18 protein-coding genes are annotated in these 21,990 nt (G+C 51.1%); 14 read left to right on the top strand and 4 right to left on the bottom strand.

What is annotated here, in order from left to right; translation table 11 throughout:
- Positions 1-43 precede the first annotated feature (43 nt).
- From B9T62_RS14440 to B9T62_RS14430, 3 genes are all read left to right on the top strand, one after another.
- Complete coding sequence (locus B9T62_RS14440) at positions 44-1,597, top strand: ABC-F family ATP-binding cassette domain-containing protein (protein WP_087915896.1); 1,554 nt, start codon at positions 44-46, stop codon at positions 1,595-1,597.
- 206 nt (positions 1,598-1,803) lie between these two features.
- Positions 1,804-2,868, top strand: a complete 1,065-nt coding sequence (locus B9T62_RS14435; RefSeq protein WP_087915895.1) for a ThiF family adenylyltransferase — start codon at positions 1,804-1,806, stop codon at positions 2,866-2,868.
- Between the two features lie 372 nt (positions 2,869-3,240).
- Positions 3,241-4,023, top strand: coding sequence for a winged helix-turn-helix domain-containing protein (locus B9T62_RS14430; protein WP_087915894.1), 783 nt, complete (start codon positions 3,241-3,243; stop codon positions 4,021-4,023).
- An 11-nt stretch (positions 4,024-4,034) separates the two neighbouring features.
- Here the strand turns inward: B9T62_RS14430 and B9T62_RS14425 are convergent, their stop codons facing one another.
- Together B9T62_RS14425 and B9T62_RS14420 are read right to left on the bottom strand one after the other, a co-directional pair.
- Positions 4,035-4,538: a C40 family peptidase gene (locus tag B9T62_RS14425; protein ID WP_087915893.1), complete on the bottom strand. Its 504-nt coding sequence runs from the start codon at positions 4,536-4,538 to the stop codon at positions 4,035-4,037.
- Positions 4,539-4,945: 407 nt separating this feature from the next.
- A complete protein-coding gene (locus tag B9T62_RS14420) occupies positions 4,946-5,587 on the bottom strand; it encodes a thiamine diphosphokinase (protein ID WP_087915892.1) in 642 nt (213 codons plus the stop codon).
- A 285-nt stretch (positions 5,588-5,872) separates the two neighbouring features.
- Here B9T62_RS14420 and B9T62_RS14415 point away from each other — a divergent pair, with 285 nt between their 5' ends.
- The gene (locus tag B9T62_RS14415) at positions 5,873-6,337 is read left to right on the top strand and encodes a low molecular weight protein-tyrosine-phosphatase (protein ID WP_087920277.1); all 465 of its coding nucleotides are present in this window, start codon (positions 5,873-5,875) and stop codon (positions 6,335-6,337) included.
- A 130-nt stretch (positions 6,338-6,467) separates the two neighbouring features.
- Here B9T62_RS14415 and B9T62_RS14410 read toward each other — a convergent pair whose 3' ends face one another.
- On the bottom strand, positions 6,468-7,199 hold the full coding sequence (locus B9T62_RS14410; RefSeq protein ID WP_087915891.1) for an alpha/beta hydrolase: 732 nt from the start codon (positions 7,197-7,199) through the stop codon (positions 6,468-6,470).
- Positions 7,200-7,466: 267 nt separating this feature from the next.
- Here B9T62_RS14410 and pdhA point away from each other — a divergent pair, with 267 nt between their 5' ends.
- The 9 genes from pdhA to B9T62_RS14365 all read left to right on the top strand — a co-directional run bounded on the left by pdhA (position 7,467) and on the right by B9T62_RS14365 (position 17,203).
- On the top strand, positions 7,467-8,534 hold the full coding sequence (gene pdhA, locus B9T62_RS14405) for a pyruvate dehydrogenase (acetyl-transferring) E1 component subunit alpha (RefSeq protein WP_087915890.1): 1,068 nt from the start codon (positions 7,467-7,469) through the stop codon (positions 8,532-8,534).
- 15 nt (positions 8,535-8,549) lie between these two features.
- Positions 8,550-9,527 (top strand): alpha-ketoacid dehydrogenase subunit beta, encoded by a 978-nt coding sequence (locus B9T62_RS14400; protein ID WP_087915889.1) that lies wholly within the window; start codon positions 8,550-8,552, stop codon positions 9,525-9,527.
- Positions 9,528-9,623: 96 nt separating this feature from the next.
- Positions 9,624-10,955 carry a dihydrolipoamide acetyltransferase family protein gene (locus B9T62_RS14395; protein ID WP_087915888.1) on the top strand — a complete coding sequence of 444 codons (1,332 nt, stop codon included), beginning with the start codon at positions 9,624-9,626 and terminating at the stop codon, positions 10,953-10,955.
- Between the two features lie 3 nt (positions 10,956-10,958).
- Positions 10,959-12,371 (top strand): dihydrolipoyl dehydrogenase, encoded by a 1,413-nt coding sequence (gene lpdA / locus B9T62_RS14390; protein WP_087915887.1) that lies wholly within the window; start codon positions 10,959-10,961, stop codon positions 12,369-12,371.
- Positions 12,372-12,493: 122 nt separating this feature from the next.
- On the top strand, positions 12,494-13,057 hold the full coding sequence (locus B9T62_RS14385; RefSeq protein ID WP_087915886.1) for a nucleoside/nucleotide kinase family protein: 564 nt from the start codon (positions 12,494-12,496) through the stop codon (positions 13,055-13,057).
- Positions 13,057-14,049: a S66 family peptidase gene (locus B9T62_RS14380; protein ID WP_087915885.1), complete on the top strand. Its 993-nt coding sequence runs from the start codon at positions 13,057-13,059 to the stop codon at positions 14,047-14,049. Before B9T62_RS14385 ends, B9T62_RS14380 begins: the two co-directional genes overlap by 1 nt.
- Positions 14,050-14,161: 112 nt before the next feature.
- Positions 14,162-14,956 (top strand): thymidylate synthase, encoded by a 795-nt coding sequence (thyA, locus tag B9T62_RS14375; RefSeq protein WP_087920276.1) that lies wholly within the window; start codon positions 14,162-14,164, stop codon positions 14,954-14,956.
- A gap of 42 nt (positions 14,957-14,998) precedes the next feature.
- Positions 14,999-15,490: a dihydrofolate reductase gene (locus B9T62_RS14370; RefSeq protein ID WP_087915884.1), complete on the top strand. Its 492-nt coding sequence runs from the start codon at positions 14,999-15,001 to the stop codon at positions 15,488-15,490.
- A gap of 225 nt (positions 15,491-15,715) precedes the next feature.
- Positions 15,716-17,203 carry a glutamate synthase subunit beta gene (locus B9T62_RS14365; RefSeq protein ID WP_087915883.1) on the top strand — a complete coding sequence of 496 codons (1,488 nt, stop codon included), beginning with the start codon at positions 15,716-15,718 and terminating at the stop codon, positions 17,201-17,203.
- A gap of 72 nt (positions 17,204-17,275) precedes the next feature.
- Here the strand turns inward: B9T62_RS14365 and B9T62_RS14360 are convergent, their stop codons facing one another.
- A complete protein-coding gene (locus B9T62_RS14360) occupies positions 17,276-19,276 on the bottom strand; it encodes a methyl-accepting chemotaxis protein (protein WP_087915882.1) in 2,001 nt (666 codons plus the stop codon).
- A gap of 369 nt (positions 19,277-19,645) precedes the next feature.
- Here B9T62_RS14360 and B9T62_RS14355 point away from each other — a divergent pair, with 369 nt between their 5' ends.
- Entirely contained in the window at positions 19,646-21,931 is a 2,286-nt protein-coding gene (locus tag B9T62_RS14355; RefSeq protein WP_087915881.1) for a type IA DNA topoisomerase, read from the top strand.
- Positions 21,932-21,990: the final 59 nt, after the last annotated feature.

Below are 21,990 nucleotides of genomic sequence, written 5' to 3'. Positions count from 1 at the left end.
TACGCATTATTTTAAAATAGAGACAGGAGCTTGCAGAGACTTTATGAGTTTACTTACTGTAGAAGACGTTTCCCATAATTTCGGGGACCGGTTGTTGTTTAAGGGTGTATCGTTCCGGCTGCTGGCCGGCGAGCATGTAGGGATTGTAGGTGCAAACGGGGTCGGCAAATCGACCTTGATGAATATTTTAACCGGCAAGGTGCTGAAGGACAGCGGCAAAGTGGAGTGGACGCCAAGAGTGCGTTACGGCTATCTGGATCAGCATACCAAGCTGACTCCGGGCAAAACCGTGCGCGATGTGCTGAAGGATGCTTTTTTGCCGCTGCTGGAGCTCGAAGAAGAAATGTTGGGCATTACTGAGAAGATGGGCGATGCTTCCCCTGAAGAGCTGGAGCTGCTGCTCGAGCAGATGGGTGAAATTCAGGAACAGCTTGATATCGGCGACTTCTATCTGATTGATGTGAAGGTGGAGGATATGGGCAACGGGCTAGGTCTGTCTGCCATCGGTCTGGATCGTGACGTAGCTTCCTTAAGCGGTGGACAGCGGACCAAGGTTCTGCTGGCGAAGCTGCTGCTGGAGAAACCGAATGTATTGCTGCTGGATGAGCCTACCAACTATCTCGATGTAGAGCATATCGACTGGCTGACCAACTATCTGAAACAATATCCGTATGCGTTCATGCTGATCTCCCATGATGTGGAATTCATGAACAAAGTGGTGAACATTGTTTACCATCTGGAGTTCTCCAAGCTGACACGTTATACAGGGAATTATGAGAAATTCCTCGACATGGCTGACATGAACAAGAACCAGCATATTGATGCCTATGAGAAACAACAGGAATTTATCAAAAAGCAAGAGGATTTCATCCAGCGCAACAAAGCGCGTGCTTCAACCTCAGGCCGGGCAAAGAGCCGTGAGAAGCAGCTGGATCGCCTGGAGCGGATTGACCGTCCGGAGGAAGCGATGAAACCGACCTTCCAGTTCAAGGAGAGCCGGGCCAGTGGCAAGACGGTATTCGAGGGTATTGATTTCGAGATTGGCTATGATCGTCCGCTGTTGCCGAAGCTGAACATGATTATTGAACGTGGCGAGAAGATTGCCATCGTTGGCTGCAATGGGGTCGGCAAATCGACCTTGCTGAAGACGATCCTGGGTGTTCTGCCCGCCTATAGCGGCAAAACCTATCTGGGCGACTTCCTAAACTCTGCTTACTTCCAGCAGGAAATGAAGGGTGCCAACATTACACCGATTGACGATGTATGGAATGAGTTCTCCAGTCTAACCCAGAATGAAGTGCGCGGACATCTGGCGCGCTGCGGGCTGAAGAATGAGCATATTACCCGTCCGCTCAGCATGCTGAGCGGGGGCGAGCAGGCTAAGGTGCGTCTGTGTAAGCTGATGATGCGCGAGAGCAACTGGGTTCTATTCGATGAGCCTACCAACCATCTGGATGTCACCGCAAAAGCAGAGCTGCAACGGGCGTTGAAGGAATACAAAGGCACGATCCTGCTGGTCTCCCATGAACCTGAATTCTACGAAGGCTGGGTCACCAAAATTTGGGATGTTGAGCAGTGGTCAGGACAAACGGTCTAACAAAATCCGGGGAAGAGCGGCTGAGGCTGCTGTTCCCCAGTTTTTGAACATAGAAGAATTTATAGGTTTCACACCATAATTTATCCTCGTATTTCTCGCAGAAACGGATGCCTGAAAGCGATACGTAGGATCGCTGCTTCGGAAGCATACGCTTTGCAGAGGACGGCAAAGCCGTTTCTTCTTAACATTTAGGGGGCTGCCAATTGATGATTCCAACTAATGGACAGACAGAGACTGCGGCGGATAGCCGTGAAGGACGTTATTCAAGACAAGTACGCTTCACTCCTTTTGGTACGGAAGGGCAGCAGGGACTCGCAGACGCTACGGTGCTTATCGTTGGCGCTGGAGCGCTGGGCACAGGCATGGCCGAGACGCTGGCCCGCTGCGGCGTGGGGCGGATTATTATTGCCGACCGCGATTATGTGGAATGGAGCAACCTCCAGCGTCAGCAGCTGTACACGGAAGAGGATGCACGGCAGCGGATGCCGAAGGCTGAAGCGGCAGTGGCGAGATTACGGCTGATCAACTCGGAGATAAGAATAGAAGCACATGTAATGGATGTCCGTGCGGAGGAGCTGGAAAGCCTGCTGCCAGGTGTTCAGCTCATTATGGATGGGACCGATAATTTCGATACCCGGCTGATCATCAACGATATCGCTCTGAAATACGGAATCCCATGGATCTACGGTGCTTGTGTTGGAAGTTATGGGATAACCTATACCTTCCTTCCCGGCGAGACGCCATGTCTGAATTGCCTGCTCGGCGCGGTTCCGCTCGGCGGGGATACCTGTGACACGGCAGGCATTCTGCCGCAGGCGGTGCAGCTGGTCACGGCGAATGCGACCTCCGAGGCGCTGAAGCTGCTGGGCGGTCGCAAGGAAGCCCTCAGGGGCAAGCTGCTGAGCTTCGATGTATGGCGCAATGAGCATCAGGAGATCGGAGTGATGGCGGCTAAGAAGCCGCAGTGTCCTTCCTGCGGCAGCGATCCGGTCTATCCTTATCTTACGGCGGCGAATACGCAGCGTACCGATGTGCTCTGCGGCAGGGACACTGTGCAGATCCGTCCCGCCCAGCGCCAGCAGCTAGATCTGCAGGAGACGGCCAAACGGCTGGCTGGCCTTGGAACTATGCAGGTGGACAGCAATCCTTATCTGGTGTCCTTCCGCGACGGCCCCTACCGGCTGGTGGTGTTTGCCGACGGCAGGGCACTTGTGCACGGGACCAGCGATATTGCGGCAGCGCGCAGTGTGTATCACCGGTATTTTGGCTGACGATAGTTTATTTCTCGTAGAAACGGTTGCCGTCCCTATAAGGACGGCAACCGTTTCTATTTGTGTTCCCGAGCACAGCTTGCGTCCGAACGGACTCTATAGCCCCTAATTGACGAATTTCACACCAAAAAGGCACTCTTGCGGACACCATAGCCCTCCTATTACTAATCATTTCGTACAAATAGTAAGGCTTTGGAGCAAATAAGAGCAATAGAGTCCGCAAGCAAGGCAAAAAGGCTGATAATGCTTAAATAGCGGCTGCTCAGTCCATTGCACTTGCATCAAGCGAAAGCTGGTCCGGTTGCCCAGCCCTGCGAATGGTATGGGCTCGCTGCGGGAACGCTAACAGCATACTTATGGTGCAGAGCGAAGATGCTGACGATAGAGGGGATGTATGTGAAGGAGAGCATCGTATGGTTCCGTCCGCTGCAGATGCTGAAGCATCCCGGAACGGAAGAGGAGCGGAAGGAGCGCGACAGGGAACATAAGCTGCTGGAAGCTGCGATTAGACAGCTGGGGCTGCCTATAGAAATAAGCGAAGATCTCGAGGATCTTCGCTTATCGGTAAGCAAGGCGGAGCCGCTGCTGGTGCTGCTGGAGCTGCTGGAGCTGGACGCACCCGCTGAATGGCCGGGGTGGGCGGTGATCTCTGATATTAGAGAGGAAGGCATACCGTTCCCGGTGATGGTGATTGGCGGGGATGCTTCCGGCAGCGGTGCCGCCGCAGCGTTGGCCGCCGGGGGGAATGAATATATGTCAAGGCCGATACATACCGGTGAGTTCAGTGCGAGGGTACTGAATCTGATTGAGCTGACGGGAAGGCGTCGCGGCCTGAAGTCTTTGCTCCGAATGGATGGTCTGGTGCTTGATCCCGCCCGCCGTCAGGCAAGCCGGGATGGACATGAACTGAAGCTGACCCCCAAGGAATTCGATCTGCTCTATTATCTTGCCGATCACCGGGAAAATATCTGTCCCCGAGACGAGATACTGAAGCATGTCTGGGGATATCATTTCCATGCGGATACCAATGTGGTTGATGTATACATCCGTCATATCCGCCTAAAGGTGGATAAGGGGTATCGGCAAAAGCTGATTCATACTGTGCGGGGGGCCGGCTATGTAATGAAAGCGCTGGAAGACAGCGCTACTAGTTGAGGGCTTATCCTTTACAGAACGCGGCGGGCCTTAAGATAGGTTCTTTTCCAGTTGCCAGCATTCAGATTGGATAGGGTCACTCCTGGTGAACCGTAGGTGTGCAGAATTTTGCCATTGCCTGCATATACGGCCACATGTGTTACATTCTTACCGTTAGCTCTGCTTCCGCTGGAGAAGAATACCAGGTCGCCTACACGAAGATTTGCTTTGGAGACGGCTTTTCCTACTTTGGATTGCGCCACAGAGGTGCGCGGAAGATTGACGCCATATTTGCTGAAGATATATTTAGTGAAAGAAGAGCAGTCAAAGTTTCTGGTAGTGTTGGTAGAAGCACCGAATTGATAACGGACGCCCATATATTTTTTGCCTAGGGATATGATGTTCTGTCCTTTGGATGTTGCGCTCGCCGCTGCAGCAGGAGCTGTGCCGATACCCGTTGCCGCCAGTGAAGTAAGTCCAATCGTTGTGCACATTGTTACGACAATCGCCTGTTTCAACCATTTCTGTTTATTCATGTTGTAATACCTCCAAGGTTTGTCAGTCTGTCTTGCCTGTTTCGTAGTATAGCAGGTTATCTATGACCTAAATCTTGGATAGGATGGATCAAAACCAGACGGGGCAAGGGATGTAAGCGTTATATTAAAATACCATTAAAAGTTACAAAAAATTAATAATTCCAGAGAAAAAACAAATATAAAAAGCCGGAAACCCTTGTGTAGACAAGGAATTTCCGGCTTTTCACTTTTGAATCAAAAGTTACAACGATGTTTCTTAAAAATATAAGGATTTATATGTTTTACGTTATAAATCATCCTTATATTTCTCGCTGAAACGGATGCCTGAAAGCGATACGTAGTATCGCTGCTTCGGAAGCATACGCTTTGCAGAGGACGGTGAGCCGTTTCCCTTGATGGCTGAAATATTAATCCTTGCTCTGGATAATCAATAGATGGCCGCTTCGGATGGACACTGTCCCGGAGGGGGCAATCAGCTTGTTGCTGATACCCAGCGAGTGGCCCAGCTTCAGCGTCGCATCAGTCAGAGGATACTGGAAGCCGTGAAGTGTAATCCCCGTAACCTCAGGGGTGAGCGGGAGCAGGGACACGTATGTATAACCTCGTTCGGTAATATCGGCACGGGAAGAAATCAGGGTAACATAATTATGTGTGTTCATGGCCGAGCAGGCCACGCCTTGCTCCAGCGCCCGTGTCATCATTTGAATACCGGCCAGCGTGTGATCCAGTCGGGTGCCAGTTACACCCAGCAGCAGGATGGACTGCGGCTGTTGCTCCAGCGCAAGCTCCAGCGCCATTTCGCTGTCAATCAGGTCCTTATCTATCGCGTCGCAGGTAATCACCCGCTTGCTGCCTGCTTCTATAACTTCGAAGGCTTCGCTGGAAACCGAATCGAAGTCTCCGACAGAAATATCAGGCGAATACCCATGAGAAACAAGGAACATCGCACCTCGATCAGCACCGATTATATAATCTTCTTCATCTAATACAGCAAGATAATCCACGGACAGTTCGCCGCCGGCAACTATTACGACCCGTTTGGGAGGCATAAGCTCTGCTCCTTTTCTTTGATGCCTAAGTAGTGTTGATTTGTAATAAAAGAAAGTAGTGGTTTCACTTGATTCACAGAAACAGATACCGTCTCTTTCAAAGGACGGCAAAGCTGTTTCTTCTTGTCCAAGTATAATGCAGATTGAAAAGTTGTACAATTGGACTAGACAACGCTAAAATAAGAGGAGCAGGAAACGCCTCTCCTAACGAAAGCTGTCAGGTTTGCTGTTCATCTGCGACTCATCATGAAGGCTTATATACCAAACTGCAGGGAGGTGATACCGATCGTAAAGGTGCTGTTTGTATGCCTTGGCAACATTTGCCGCTCGCCTATGGGCGAAGCTGTGCTGCGCCATAAGATTAAGGAACGCGGATTGTCCGGTGCTATCGAGGTGGATTCGGCGGGGACCGGTGACTGGCATATCGGCAAAGCTCCGCATGAAGGAACCCGGGGTATTCTGGACGAGCGGGGGATCAGCTATGAGAATATGACGGCCCGGCTCGTGAGCAGTGAGGATTTCAAGAAATTCGATTATATCGTTTGCATGGATCATTCTAATGGAATCAATGTGCGCAAGCTGCCTGGCGGGGATGAAGCGAAGCTGCTGTTCTTTATGGACCTGCTTCCTGAGGAGGAGCTGCGTGAAGTGCCGGACCCATATTACACCGGTAATTTCGAACAGGTCTATGCCTTGATGGATGCCGGCTGTGAGCGATTGTTGGATAAAATAACGGCAGAGAAACTATAGTCTGATGACTGAGAGTTTCTCTGCCGGAGCCTGCTTAGCGTAGGCTGCGGTGACATCCTGTAAGCGCACACAGGGGCTAACTTACATACTGTTCTTAAGATGTTCACTTTTAATAACTATCAAACGGAGTTTAAGTGTTTAAGAAGTAGAGTAGTGATTCCGGAAGCTCCTTCTGCCAGAATCCCCAGAGGTGCCGGCCATCTTTCTCGCGATAGGACACAGTGGCCCCCCGTGACTCCAGTAGTGCTCGGGTATCCCGGTTCATCTGGACGAAATCATACACGCCTGTATCCGTCTCGTAATTGGTTTCCTGCAGACCTACGACCATATTGATCGAGAGCCAGGACAGGTCTTCTTCTTGGGCGAGCAGCTCCTGTGATTCAGGATAATAAGCACCGGAGAGGCTGATAATACGGTTAAACAAAGCCGGATACTCCAGGGCCAGGTGGAGACAGACGCTTCCGCCCAGCGAATCCCCGGCGATTACCCGCTCGTCAGGGGTGCGCTTGACTGGATAATTGTGCTCAATGAAGGGAATAATCTCTTCGGCAAAGCATGCAAGGTACTGCTTGAAGCGGCTGCCGAACGGTGCATACTCCTGAGTTCTTACGGCAACGTTTACTTCAACGCCTACAATAATGAAGGGGTCCACATCTTCCTCAAGAATAAGCTGTCCCGCAAGGGTGGCAATTCTCCCGAAGTTGAAGAATTCCTCGCCATCCTGGCAGTAGACCACGGGATAACTGAGAACTTCATTATAGCCGGGTGGCAGATAGATGCGCAGCTTGCGCTCTTCCTGCAGGTGTTCGCTCCACAGGGTTTGTTTTACAATTGTACGTTTCAGAAAAACAGGCTCGCTCATAGGAGGTTTATCACCTTTCTTGTCGGATTTTTTGCAAATGGCTTGCAGTTGCGTTAGAATAATTCGAGCAATTAATGTGTCATATGTCACTTACTCGTCGAGAAATTGTGAATCTGTTATATGATTTTGTTCAGCCTGTTATACATACAAAATTTATGGAAACATAAATTTTATGCGTATTCCTTTGACGAAATCAACAAAACAGGTGTATAATAATTCTATAACAGAGGCAGCTGATATTCAAATTTTTTTATTGAGGTGAAGATAATGAGCAAAGTTCCTTATGAAGTGTATACAGAGGACGTGGAGACTCTTTCCGTGCTTTCGCCGGATGGAGAAGTTATCAACAAAGATCTGCTCCCCGATCTGACTGACGATCAATTGAAAGAAATTATGTACCGTATGGTATTTACTCGTACTTGGGATGACCGTGCTGTGAATCTGGGCCGTCAGGGCCGTCTCGGCTTTTACGCACCAGTATCCGGACAGGAAGCTACAATGGTAGGCAGCGAGTATGCGCTGGAGAAGTCAGATTTCATCTGCCCAGGCTACCGTGACATTCCGCAGCTGGTATGGCATGGACTTCCATTATATCAGGCTTTCCTGTATTCCCGTGGACACCAACACGGTGGTGAAATTCCTGCTGACGTTAATGTACTGATGCCGCAGATTATTATCGGCGCACAGATTCTGCATGCTACGGGGATTGCCATGGGCTTCAAGCTGAAGAAAGAGAAGAGCGTAGCGATTGCCTACACAGGCGACGGCGGTTCTTCGGAAGGCGACTTCTATGAAGGCCTTAACTTTGCCGGATCGTTCAAGCTGCCGGTTATCTTCTTTGTCCAAAATAACGGCTATGCAATCACTACACCATTTGCGAAACAGACTGCTGCCAAATCCATCGCTCACAAAGCGGTTGCTGTCGGCATTCCCGGCATCAAGGTAGACGGCATGGATATCTTCGCTGTTATCCGTGCGGTACAGGACGCTGCCAAGCGTGCCCGCGACGGCGAAGGCGCTACTCTGATCGAAGCTGTAACTTACCGTTTCCGTCCGCATTCCCTTTCCGACGATGCCAGCAAATATCGTTCGAAGGAAGAAGAAGGACAATGGAATGAGAAGGACCCGATTGCCCGTCTTGCCAAGTATTTGGAGAAGAAAGGCCTCTGGACCGATGAAGATACACAGCGCGTAAGAGACGAAGCTAAAGCAACTGTAAATGAGCAGATCAAGAAAGCGGAGCAAACTGCCAAGATGACCATTCCTGGTCTGATCGACAGCATGTTCGAAACGACTCCGCAGCACCTGGAAGAGCAAAAAGCCGATTTTGAATAAGGGGGATAACAGGCAATGGCACAAATGAATATGAAAGAAGCGATCCGTGACGCAATGCGCGTTGAACTGAATCGTGATCCTAACGTTCTTATCTTCGGAGAGGATGTTGGTAATGTAGGCGGCGTATTCCGCGTAACGGAAGGGCTGCAGAAAGAATTCGGCGAAGACCGTGTATTCGATACTCCACTGGCTGAGTCCGCTATCGGCGGTCTGGCAGTAGGATTGGGTGTACAAGGATTCCGTCCAATCGCAGAAATCCAGTTCGTTGGCTTCATCTTCGAAGCGCTGGACCAAATCGTTATTCAGGCAGCACGTCTCCGCTGGCGCTCCGGCGGTAAATATAATGCACCGATTGTCTTCCGCACCCCGTTCGGCGGCGGCGTTAAGGCAGCTGAGCTGCACACTGACTCTCTGGAAGGCCTGATTGCACAGAGCCCCGGGATCAAGGTTGTCATTCCATCCAATCCTTACGATGCCAAAGGTCTTTTGATTGCTGCTATCCGCGATAATGACCCGGTATTCTTCATGGAGCACTTGAATCTGTACCATGCTTTCCGCGCTGAAGTGCCTGAAGGTGAATACACTGTTGAGCTTGGCAAAGCAAACGTTGTGCGTGAAGGTTCCGATGTTACGATCGTAACTTACGGCATGATGGTGCATACTTCCACCAAAGCAGCTGAACAGCTGGAGAAGGAAGGCATCAACGTTGAAGTTATTGACCTGCGTACAGTAAGCCCAATCGACATCGACACCATCATGGCGTCCGTGAAAAAAACCAACCGTGTAATCGTGGTTCAGGAAGCGCAGAAGAGTGCCGGCGTTGCCGCTGAAGTGATCGCTCAGATCAATGAAAAAGGCATTCTTCACCTGGAAGCTCCAGTGCTCCGCATTGCTGGTCCTGACACCGTGTTCCCGTTCGCACAGATCGAAGACACCTGGATGCCTAACCCTGCACGTATTATTGCAGGCGTGAAGAAAGTTCTGGAATTTTAAATAGATCGATCCCCAAGCTAGTGCTTCCGAAGACGTATGATTGTAGCTGCGTTCTGCGGGAGCACATGCTAACTACACATATAGGAGGTTTTTACGTTGGCTAAATTTGAGTACCGGTTCCCGGAACTGGGCGAAGGCTTGCATGAAGGTGAAATTATCAAAATGCATATTAAAGCCGGAGATAAAGTTACAGACGACGATATCGTGATGGAGGTTCAGAACGATAAAGCCGTAGTAGAGGTACCTTGTCCGGTTAACGGCACCGTGCTGGAAGTATTCACGAAAGATGGACAGGTATGCCGTGTTGGCGAGGTTGTAGCCATCATTGATGCCGAAGGCGATGTTCCTGAACAAGAAGCACCAGCCGGTGACCATGGCTCCCAGGAAGCAGACGCTGCCAAAGGTAGCGCAGACACAACTTCTTCTCCTGCAGCTACCAGCCCTGCCGATGCCAAAGAAGGCGGAGCAGCACCTAGTGCAGATGCTGTCCCAGCACCTGACCGTGATGTTCTGGCTACGCCTGGCGTGCGCAAGTTCGCCCGTGATAACAGTGTAGACATTTCCAAAGTGACCGGATCCGGCAAGAACGGCAAGATCACCCAGGAAGATGTGGAAGCATTCCTGAACGGTGGCGGTTCCGCAGCACCGGCTGCTCCTGCAGCAGAAGCTCCTAAATCGGAAGCCAAGGCAGCAGCACCGGCAGCAGCTTCTTCCGGCAATGTAAGCATGGAAGAAGAACGCGTACCATTTAAGGGTATCCGCAAAGCGATCTCCAATGCGATGGTTAAGTCGGCTTACACCGCACCACACGTAACCATTATGGACGAAGTGGACGTTACCGAGCTGGTAGCTTTCCGTGCCCGTATGAAGCCTGTAGCCGAGAAAAAAGGCGTGAAAGTAACATACCTGCCGTTTATTGTTAAGGCTCTGGTTGCGGCTTCCCGTCAATTCCCTGCGCTTAATGCGATGATTGACGAAGAGTCCAATGAGATTGTTTACAAGAAATACTACAACATCGGTATCGCAACAGATACAGCCAACGGCTTGATCGTTCCTGTAATCAAGGATGCCGACCGCAAGAGCATCTGGATGATTGCCAGCAGCATTAGCGATCTGGCTCTGCGTGGACGCGACGGCAAACTGGCTCCGAACGAAATGAAAGGCAGCACAATCTCGATCAGCAACATCGGCTCTGCCGGCGGTATGTTCTTCACTCCGATTATCAACTTCCCTGAAGTTGCAATCCTGGGAACTGGCCGTATTACTGAGAAACCTGTTGTCAAGAACGGCGAAATCGTGGCTGCACCAGTAATGGCGCTATCCCTGAGTTTCGACCACCGTATTATTGATGGCGCAACAGCGCAGAACTTCATGAACTACATCAAAACGCTGCTTGCTAATCCTGACATGTTAGTAATGGAGGTGTAATTAATGGTAGTGGGAGATGCTTCACTCGATATTGATTTATTGGTAATTGGTGCAGGCCCTGGCGGTTATGTGGCAGCCATTCGTGCAGCACAGCTGGGCCAGAAGGTTCTGATCGTGGACAAATCGGAGCTCGGCGGTGTATGTTTGAACCGCGGATGTATCCCGTCCAAAGCGCTGATTGCTGCAGCGCATCAGTTCGAATCCGCTAAGCATGGTGAAGTTTTCGGTGTTACAGCTGAGAACGTTAAAGTGGATTTTGCCAAAACTCAAGAGTTCAAAAACGGCGTAGTCAAGAAAATGACCAGCGGCGTAACTAGCCTGATGAAGGGCAACAAAATTGAAGTATTCAGCGGTGAGTGTATGTTCATCAGTGACACGGAAGCGCGTGTATTCAACGACCATGAATCTCCGCGTTACCGTTTCAAGCACTGCATCATCGCAACGGGTTCCCGTCCAATTGAACTCAAGCCTTTCCCATTCGGCGGCCGTATCCTTTCCTCGACCGAAGCGCTTGACTTGCCGGAAATTCCGAAGAGCATGATCGTAATCGGCGGTGGATACATCGGCGCCGAGCTGGGTCAAATGTACTCCAAATTTGGCACTAAAGTAACGATCATCGAAGGCCTGGATACTGTTCTGCCTGGCTTTGACAAGGACATGACTCGTCTGGTAGCCAAGAACATGGCGAAGACTGGCATCGAGATTGTTACCAATGCCAAAGCTGAAAGTGCTGTACAGAACGACAAGGAAGTTACCGTGAAATATTCTGTGGGCGGCGAGTCCAAAGAAGTCACTGCGGAATACCTGCTTGTTACGGTTGGCCGTCGTCCGAATACGGATGGCGAACTGGGTCTGGACCTGATCGGTCTGGAACTCGACGAACGCGGACTGGTTAAAGTTGACCACCAAGGACGCACCAGCATTCCTAACATTTTCGCCATCGGCGATATTGTTCCTGGACTGGCACTGGCTCACAAAGCTTCTTACGAAGGCAAGATTGCTGCTGAGGCGATTGCCGGACACAAATCCGTAGTTGACTACAAAGTCATCCCGGCTGTCGTGTTCACCGATCCTGAGTGTTCCAGCGTAGGTCTGACTGAGAAAGAAGCTAAGGAAAAAGGCTACACCGTGAAGAGCGGCAAGTTCCCGTTCGCCGGCAACGGCCGTGCGGTTTCCTTGAACAGCCCGGAAGGCTTCATCAAGATTGTGGCTAACAGTGAGAACAACCTTGTGCTCGGCGCGCAAATCGTCGGTATTGAAGCTTCCAACCTGATCGCTGAGCTGGGTCTGGCTATTGAAATGGGCGCTACGCTCGAAGATATCGCTCTGACCATCCACGCGCATCCAACCCTTGGCGAAATCGTCATGGAAGCGGCTGAGCTGGTAGAAGGCCACCCGATCCACATTATGAAATAAGAATGAAATACTACTCTGCTTGATAAGAGCAGGGTTAGGATTGCCCCGGCAGCCAGATATGTGGCCACCGGGGCAATTTTTGATATACTGTGAAGATAATTCGGAGTGAAGGAGCAGCAGGCATGAAGCATCTAAACAAACCACAGGTCATTGCCATTGCGGCCGTATCAGGTGGTGGAAAGACAACAGTAGTCAACGCGCTTAGAGACAAGCTGAACGATACGAAGGTGCTGTATTTTGACGATTATGAGTTTGAAGATGCCCCGCAGGATATCTGCCAATGGGTGGAAGACGGCGCGGACTATAATCTGTGGAATTTGGGGCCGTTGATTCGTGATTTACAGTCACTGCTCTCACATAGCCAAGAACCACTGGAATACATACTGCTTGACTACCCGTTTGCCTACCGCCATCAAGAGCGGGCGAAGTTTATCGATCATGCGATTTATATCGATACTCCGCTGGATATCGCACAGGGCAGAAGACTCCTGAGAGACTTTGCGGCTGGGGAGGTCGCCGAGGACATACGGAATGATCTGAAATTCTATCTGGAGCGTGGACGGCAAGCGTACCTGGAGATGATCACCACCATTAAGCCGGATTCCGATTATGTTGTGGATGGAACTTTGCCGGTTCCTGCCATTACCGAGCTGCTGGTAAGCCGGATTCTGCAAGGAGGAGAATGATGAGAGCGGACAAATTACAGATGGGGGATGAAATTCGAGTCATAGCACCTTCACGCAGTCTGGGCATTCTAAGCGAAGAGCTGTGCCAGATAGCGAAGCAACGTCTGGAAGCGCTCGGTTTTCAGGTTTCTTTTTCTAAGCATGCGCTGGATCGGGATGAATTTGATTCGTCTTCTGTGGAAGCCCGGGCCCAGGACTTGCATCAGGCGTTTGCAGACCCGAGTGTAAAAGCAATTCTAACCACTATCGGCGGCTATAACAGCAACCAGCTGCTGAAATACATTGATTATTCTCTGGTGGCTGCGAATCCTAAACGGCTCTGCGGATACTCTGATATAACGGCTTTGAGCAATGCCATTTATGCCCGCACCGAGTTGATTACTTATTCGGGTCCTCATTTCTCAACGTTTGGCATGCTTCGGGGGAATGAATATACGCTGGAGTATTTCAATAAGCTGATGATCGGCAATGAGAAGGTAAAGGTTGAGCCGTCGCCTTATTGGAGTGATGATATGTGGTTTGTCGATCAGGAGAACCGGAATTTCATACCTAACCCCGGGCCTTATGCCATTCATGACGGCGAAGCTGAGGGACGGATTATCGGTGGAAATCTCGGTACACTGAATTTGCTTCAGGGCACAGAGTTTATGCCTAGTCTGAAGGAGAGCATTCTTTTCTTGGAGGATGACTATGAATCTTCTCCAGCCACGTTTGACCGGGATCTGCAGTCCCTGCTGCATCTGCCTGATTTCGAACAGGTGAGAGGTATCGTTATTGGCAGGTTTCAGCGGCAATCACAGATGACCAAGGAACTGCTGCATGCGATCATCGCATCCAAAAAAGAGTTGAACGATATCCCTGTGATAGCCGATGTTGACTTCGGGCATACCTCTCCGCAAATAACCTATCCGGTCGGTGGAACGGCGTTCGTGAGTGCTTATAATGGAGCCGTAGATCTCACTCTGTCGGACGATATATACACCAACCAATAGATGTTCCCGAGCATACGAAGCAAAAAAATCAATTTCTACAGTTTGGCAAGTTACAAGGTTGGTTAGGTCATGGTAAACTGATAGAAGACATATAAGATAGAGGGTGCTGATTGTGCGTAAATATTTAGAACTGCTTCAGGATGTATTGGATGAAGGGACGGCCAAAAGCGACCGTACGGGCACGGGTACATTATCCGTCTTCGGCCGCCAGCTGCGCTTTAATCTGGCTGAAGGGTTCCCGCTGGTTACTACGAAACGCATCCATCTTAAATCGGTGGTGCACGAGCTGCTATGGTTCCTTAAAGGAGAGACGAACACGGCCTATCTGAAGGAGAAGGGTGTCTCCATCTGGGACGAATGGGCGGATGAGAATGGAGAGCTGGGGCCGGTCTATGGCTCGCAGTGGCGGAACTGGAAGAGCGCAGACGGACGCCACATCGACCAGATCTCGGCGGTTATTGAGTCCATCAAGCAGAACCCGGATTCACGGCGTCATATCGTCAGTGCCTGGAATGTGGGCGAGATTGACCAGATGAAGCTGCCACCTTGCCATTTCGTCTTTCAATTCTATGTAGCGGACGGGAAGCTGTCCTGCATGCTGACCATGCGTTCGGTAGACACCTTCCTCGGCTTGCCTTTCAATATCGCCAGCTATGCGCTGCTGACTCATATGGTTGCCCAGCAGACCGGACTTGAAGTTGGAGACTTCATCTGGTCGGGCGGGGATGTGCACATCTACACGAATCACCTGGAGCAGGTAAACACACAGCTGCAGCGTGAACCGTATCCGTTGCCGAAGCTGGTCATCCGCAACAAGCCGGACAGTATTTTTGACTATACCTTTGAAGACTTTGAATTTGCCGATTATGTCTATCACCCTGCAATTAAAGCTCCGGTAGCCATCTAATCAGGCAGAGCCACCCTGAATTCAGAAGAGGAGGTTACGAATATGAGCATCAGCCTGATATGGGCGATGGGGAAGAATCAGGTTATCGGCAAGGATAATCAGCTGCCCTGGCATTTGCCGCTGGATTTTGCTTATTTCAAAGCACAGACGTTAGGCAAAAAAATCCTGATGGGCCGAAAAACCTGGGATTCACTTGGCGGAAAGGCCTTGAAAGGCAGAACTAGCTTTGTCATGACCCGGGATTCCGATTTCGCTCCGGAAGGGGCGACTGTCATCCATACACTTGAGGAAGCTGTGGCTGAAGGCAGAAAAGACGGAGAACTGATGGTCATCGGCGGTGCAGAGATTTACGGAATGCTGCTGCCTTATGCCGACAAGCTGATGGTAACCATTATTGAGGAGCAATTTGAGGGAGATTCGTTCTTCCCTGAAGTAGACTGGAGTCTCTGGGAAGAAGTGTCCAATATTGAAGGGATTCGGGATGAGAAGAACCCGCATCAGTACCGTTTCTTAATTTATGAACGCAGGAATTAAGATAAAACGTTTTCTCTGACACAACATGTGAAATAGTACAAAGAATCAGCATATTAATCCATTACAGTGCAAAAGTGTTGAATGCTACTATAATTAAAATTAGAAATGATAAGATTGTATAGAATGTACAGGTACCGCATGATGCGGCTTTTGCCATAATAATGACGCAGAGGGTTACAATGTACTATACATCTACAGAAGAGAACGGATGGGGGATACGTAAATATGTCTACACCAACAGGTTTTATGGAGTATAAACGCCAGCTCCCGGGTGACCGTGATCCTGAGCAGCGCGTCAAAGATTGGGAAGAGTTTCATCATCATCTATCAGAGGAAGAGCTTCGCACACAAGGTGCCCGTTGTATGGATTGCGGTACTCCATACTGCCATACCGGAATCGACATGGCGGGCGGAACCTCAGGTTGTCCTGTGCATAATCTGATTCCCGAGTGGAACAACCTGGTGTACCGGGGTCTCTGGAAGGAAGCGCTGGAGCGCCTGCACAAGACGAATAACTTCCCTGAATTCACCGGCAGCATCTGTCCTGCGCCTTGTGAAGGTTCCTGTACTGTAGGATTGATTGGTCAGCCGGTCACCATCAAGACGATTGAGCTGGCAATTATCGATAAAGGGTTTGAGGAAGGCTGGGTTATACCATCTCCGCCGGAGAAACGTACAGGCAGAACCGTAGCCATCGTGGGTTCGGGTCCCGCAGGACTGGCAGCGGCAGCACAGCTGAACAAAGCCGGCCATACAGTGACTGTATACGAGCGCAGCGACCGGATCGGCGGATTGCTTACCTACGGCATTCCTACCATGAAGCTGGACAAGAGAGTCGTTCAGCGGCGGGTGGACCTGCTCGCTGCCGAAGGCGTTAACTTCGTGGTGAATACCGAAATCGGCAAGGATATACCGGCTCAGCAGCTCGTTGATGAATATGATGCCGTGGTATTATGCGGAGGAGCTACCAAGGCCCGTCAATTCAATGTCGAAGGCAACCACCTTAAAGGTGTTATGTATGCGATGGATTACCTGAACGGTACGATCAAGAGCTACCTGAACTCCAACCTGGAGGATGGCAACTATGTCTCTGCTGCCGGTAAGGATGTTATCGTATTGGGTGGCGGGGATACGGGCTCTGACTGCGTAGCGACTTCACTGCGTCATGGCTGCAACAGCATTACCCAATTCGGTACCCATGACAAGGCACCGCTGGAGCGTGATCCGCTGGCGAACCCATGGCCGCAATTCCCGAATGTATATACGCTGGATTACGCGCAGCAGGAAGCCAAGGCACTGTTTGGCGATGATCCACGTGAATTCTCAATCATGACCACCAAGTTTGTCGGTGATGATGAAGGCAACCTGAAGGAGCTTCACACCGTGCAGATCCGCCGGATGGTGGATGAGACTGGCCGCAAGATTTACCAGCCTGTACCGGGAACAGAAGCTGTCTATCCGGCTCAGCTTGCTCTGATCGCAATTGGATTTGATGGACCGGAGCAGGATATTGTGCAGGAGTTGAAGCTGGACACAGACCGGCGCACGAATGTGAAGGCGCGCTACGGCAAGTTCAACACCAATGTGGACAAAGTCTTTGCGGCAGGCGATATGCGTCGTGGCCAGAGCCTTGTGGTCTGGGCAATTAATGAAGGACGCGAAGCTGCGCGTGAAGTAGACAAATACCTGATGGGTTCTACGGTGCTTGTATAAGTGGTCAAGCAACCTTAAAAGCCGCCTCCCCCGTTTGCACGGGGGAGGCGGCTTTTTGCATGAAACACAGCTCTAATCTTCAAGATTAAAGTGTTCAATCTTCTGCTGCAGTTCACCGGCCATGGCGGACAGCTCGTTGGATGAGCTGGTGATCTCCTGCATGGAGGCCAGCTGTTCCTCCGTCGCGGCAGTGACACTCTGGAAGGCATCTGAAGTAGTGCGGGAGATGTCGGCTATCTCCTGGACGGAGGCGGCGATCTCTTCGGCTCCTGCAGACATCTGCTCGGTGATGGCCGAGATATCGTGAATCTGCCCGCTAATCTTGGAGGTGGACTGTTTAATGCTGCTGAAAGCTTCCTTGGCTTCTGTCGTCACCTGGATTCCCAGCTCTACATCGGCAGATACGCGGTGGTGGATCGCATCATAGGTCTGGTTGATCAGCTCGGTCATCTGCTCAATCGTCTCCTGGATGCTGCCTGCCGTGGATTTGGACTGGTCAGCCAGCTTCCTTACCTCTGTGGCTACCACAGCGAACCCTCTGCCATGTTCACCGGCGCGGGCAGCCTCGATTCCGGCATTCAGCGAGAGCAGATTGGTCTGAACGGCGATATTGGAAATCGCGGAGCTCATCTCCGAAACCTGTGCATTGAGGCCGTTCAACTGTCCGATCAGCCCGGAGGAATAGAGGGTTGATTCCCGGATGGCATCCATCTGACGGCTGACCTGCTCTACCTTGAGGTTGCCTGTCTGCACATCTTGAATGGTATCCCCCGAGGAGTCTACGATGGAAGCGGCAGCTTCGGCTATCTTTTGGATGCCGGAAGACATCTCCTCCATCGCCCGCGAGGTTTCTGCCATAGCTGCAGTCTGAGTCTCCGCTCCGGTGAGTGAATCCTGCACCAGCTCGGTGACGTATTCTACAGCCCGTGAATTCTCTTCGGTGGTCGCGGACAGCTCCTGGCTGGAGGCCGATAGTTGGCCCGAGGTTTCCGAAATACCAACCACTATGCCGCGCAGCGAACTGACCATCAGATTGTAATTCTCGGCCAGCTGGCCGATCTCATCCTTGCGTTTGATCTGAATCTGCTCGTTTAGATGGCCTTCGCTGACCCGGCGCGCAGAACGGTTGAGCACAAGGATCGGCTTCGTAATGGTGCGGACCGCCAGATACATCAGAACCAGAGCCGCCACCAACGCGATGCCGAGCACCGTCAGGCCTGTGTACAGGATAGGCAGGGATGCATCCGAGAATTCCTCAGTGGCGAGTACGCCCACGATAATGAAACCAGTCGCTTCATCGGTAGTGTAGAAGCCCCGCATCTGGCCTCCGGTATCCGGATTGACATAAGCGATTTCACCATTCCCATTCTCCAGCAGCTTTATGACTTCAGGGGCTATATCCTCACCCGCTTTTTTGGTCGGATGTGAGACGAATTTATGATTGCGGTCGGCTATATAAATATAGCCGTCCTTGCCCAGCTTGATCTGCTTAACTACGTCTCCCAGGTGAGCCAGATTAATACTGGCTGTCAGTGCGCCCTGGCCGTCAGTCAGTGTCTTGGAGACATAAAGATTATAATTGCCGGTTGTAGCCGAAGCGAAGGGGTCAATAATTGTGATTTCGCCCGGATTATTCATGGAAGCCTTGTACCAGTCGCGGGTTCGTGGATCATACTCCTGAGCACCCGGGTCGGGTGCTTTCATCCAGTCTCCGTTATTATTTCCCACAGTAAGGATCTCCAGTTCAGGGTGTTCCTTGACGAACAGTTCAATCAACGTCCGTATTTCTGCGGGCTTGCCGCTGACTTCCGGTGAAGAGATCTGCTGGCTGAGCTGTGAAATATTGCGTTCAGTCGAACCTACCATCTCCTGAATCGTGGTGTTCAGCAGACCCACGCTCGACCGTGTGGTTTCCTGCATCTTAAGCTCCAGCTCCTGCTTGGAACTGGCGTAAGAGAAGTAGCTCACACTGAGAATGGGCAGGATAAGCATGATGGAGAAGATCATCATCATTCTTCTCTGCAGGGAACGGGACAATAGTGCTTGTGTAATGCGCTCAAATAAGTTCTTCATGGTCAGGCTCCCCCTAAAATTGGTTCAAATGGTTCTAATCCTCTTCACGTTTTTTTATGTGTAATTTTGGTCCTACCTAACGTGAAGGGTTATACTCATACTTCGGCAGATTGACCTCAACATTTCATATGTTTGCCCGCAATTATGATGTATTTTATATATATATTTTTTTTCCTGAATCAAAAAGATATAGTACTCCCCTGAAATGGAAATGTTTGCGGTTGAAGGGGTTCTCTCTCAACGGAGCGGGTCTTTATTTCATCTCTCAAATCAGCCAGCGTTAAAAATCGGTCGGTTAATGTTATAATAAACTTCTGTGGAATGTGAACTTGATGGAATAAAGAACGAAAAGGTAAGGAGCGATTATTGTTGAAGATACTTATTATTGCGGAGAAACCGGACATGGGGCGCAATATCGCAGCCGCAATAGAACCGAAGGCCAAGAACCACCGTTCCTACCTGGAAGGGGAACAGTATATTATCACCTGGGCCATCGGCCACCTGATCGGTCTGGCGGAGCCGGAAGCCTATGATGCCAAATATAAGAAATGGAATATCAATGATCTGCCGATTATCCCCGAGCAATTCAAGCTGGTGCCCAATGCGCGGACTCTCGATCAGCTGAAGGTGATAGGAGAGCTGGCCAAACGTTGTGATCAGCTGGTCAACTCCTGTGATGCGGGGCGGGAAGGACAGCATATTTTCTCGCTGATCCAGCGTCATCTGAAGCTTGCGCAGCCTGTGAAGCGGCTGTGGATTTCCGATCTGACCCCGGAGACGATCCGCAAGGGGTTTCAGGAGCTGAAGGACGGGGCGGAATATGAGAACCTGACCAAAGCGGCCAAAGCGCGCAGCGAAGCCGACTGGCTGATTGGAATGAACGGTTCCAGAGCTTTTACAACCAAACATAATGTGCTGCTGTCGGTGGGCAGAGTTCAGACGCCGGTGCTTGCATTGATTTATGACCGTCAGAAGACGATAGAGAGCTTCTCATCGCTGAAGTTTTTTGAGGTAGAGGGACATTTCACGCAAGGGGAAGTAGCCTATAAAGGCATGTGGCAGGGAGACAAGCTGACCGATGGGGCCAGAGCAGAAGCACTTGCCGCCAAGGTGAAGGGCAAACCGGGTGTGATCGCATCCTACGAGGTCAAGGAGACCAAGGAATATCCGAACAAGCTGTATGATCTAACGCTGCTGCAGCGGGAGGCGAACGGCAAATATGCTTTTTCAGCTAAAAAAACACTCGATTTGGCCCAGGCGCTCTATGAAAAACATAAGGTGATCTCCTATCCCCGGACCAACTCGAATTATGTGACGGAGCAGAACATTCCGGAGATGCACAAAACCTTATCCGCGCTGCAGGGTACCTCCTATGACGAATGGGTGAAAGGGGCAAACCGCAGTCTGGTGCATAAAGGCAACAAGTTTATCTGCAATCCGTCCAAGGTTGAGGATCACCATGCCATTCTGCCAACCAACCGCAAGGCCTCGGGCCTTAGCGCAGATGAAGCCAAGCTGTATGATCTGATCGTGCGCCGCTTTCTGTCCCAGTTCTATCCTGCAGCCGAATATAAGGTCCATACGGTCATTACTGAAGTGGAGCAGGAGAAGTTCAAGACGACGGTGAAGGAGCTGCTTAGCCTGGGCTGGAAGGTGATCTATGCCGACCAGAAGAAGGACAAGGCCAAGCCGGCCAAGGGCAAAGGCAAGGATGATGAAGAAGAGGAAGAGGTGGAGGTGAACGAGCCTTTTTCGATTCAAGCTTCGGAAGCGGTGGTCTGCAATGATGCGGTGGTTAAAGAGAAGGATACCCAGCCGCCCAAGCATTATACGGAGGGAACGCTGCTCAAAGCGATGGAGAGCGCAGGCAAGCAGATTGAGGATGAAGAGCTGCGGGACGCGATGAAGGATTCGGGTCTGGGCACTCCGGCCACCCGTGCGGCAACCATTGAACGGCTGAAGAATGTCGGATACGTCGAAATGCAGGGTAAAAAAATCGCCCTGACCCAAAAGGGCCGGATGGTCATTGAGCTGATCCGCGGAGCGGGGATCGAGCTGCTGACCTCGCCGGAGATGACCGGCCAGTGGGAGCGGCGGCTTAATCAAATCTCCAGAGGCTCTGCCTCCGATGACCAATTCATGGAGAACGTGAAGAAGTTCGCCTCCATGATCGTAGACAAAGTGCGGGTGCAGTCCCGCGCCGCGAAGACAGCCTTTGAAGGGGAGACGCCTTCTACGAAGGCGGGAGCGAAGGGACGCGGCAGCAGCGGAGCAGCCAGTGGGGCGGCGGCCAAGCCGGCCGCAAGGAAACGAGCGGAGCCTGGGGCACAAGCCGCCAAGGCGCCGGCCCGTACAGTCGGCTCTGCGGAAGCGACGGACAGCGGCCCGAAGATTATCGGGGCCTGTCCCAGCCCGGGCTGCGGTGGGATGATCTTCATGGGCCGCAAAGGCTACGGCTGCTCCCATTATAAGGAAGGCTGCAAGTTTGTGATCTGGAAAGAGACGCATGGGCGCAGCCTCACGGATTCTCAGGTCAAAGCGCTGCTGGAGAAAGGCAAAACCGGCAAGCTGAAGCTTGCGGCTGCAGACGGTTCTCCTATAGAAGGCAAGCTGGTGCTTGGCAATGCCAGCACGGGACAGCTGAACGTGGAGTGAACTCAATCCATCCATATTGGACTTATTGATATATAAATTTCATCAGCAAAAGAGGGTGA

The sequence above is a fragment of the Paenibacillus donghaensis genome, assembly GCF_002192415.1.
Lineage (GTDB): Bacteria > Bacillota > Bacilli > Paenibacillales > Paenibacillaceae > Paenibacillus_AQ > Paenibacillus_AQ donghaensis.
Note: the sequence above shows the minus strand (reverse complement) of the source record. Positions and strands in the feature narration are given on the sequence as shown.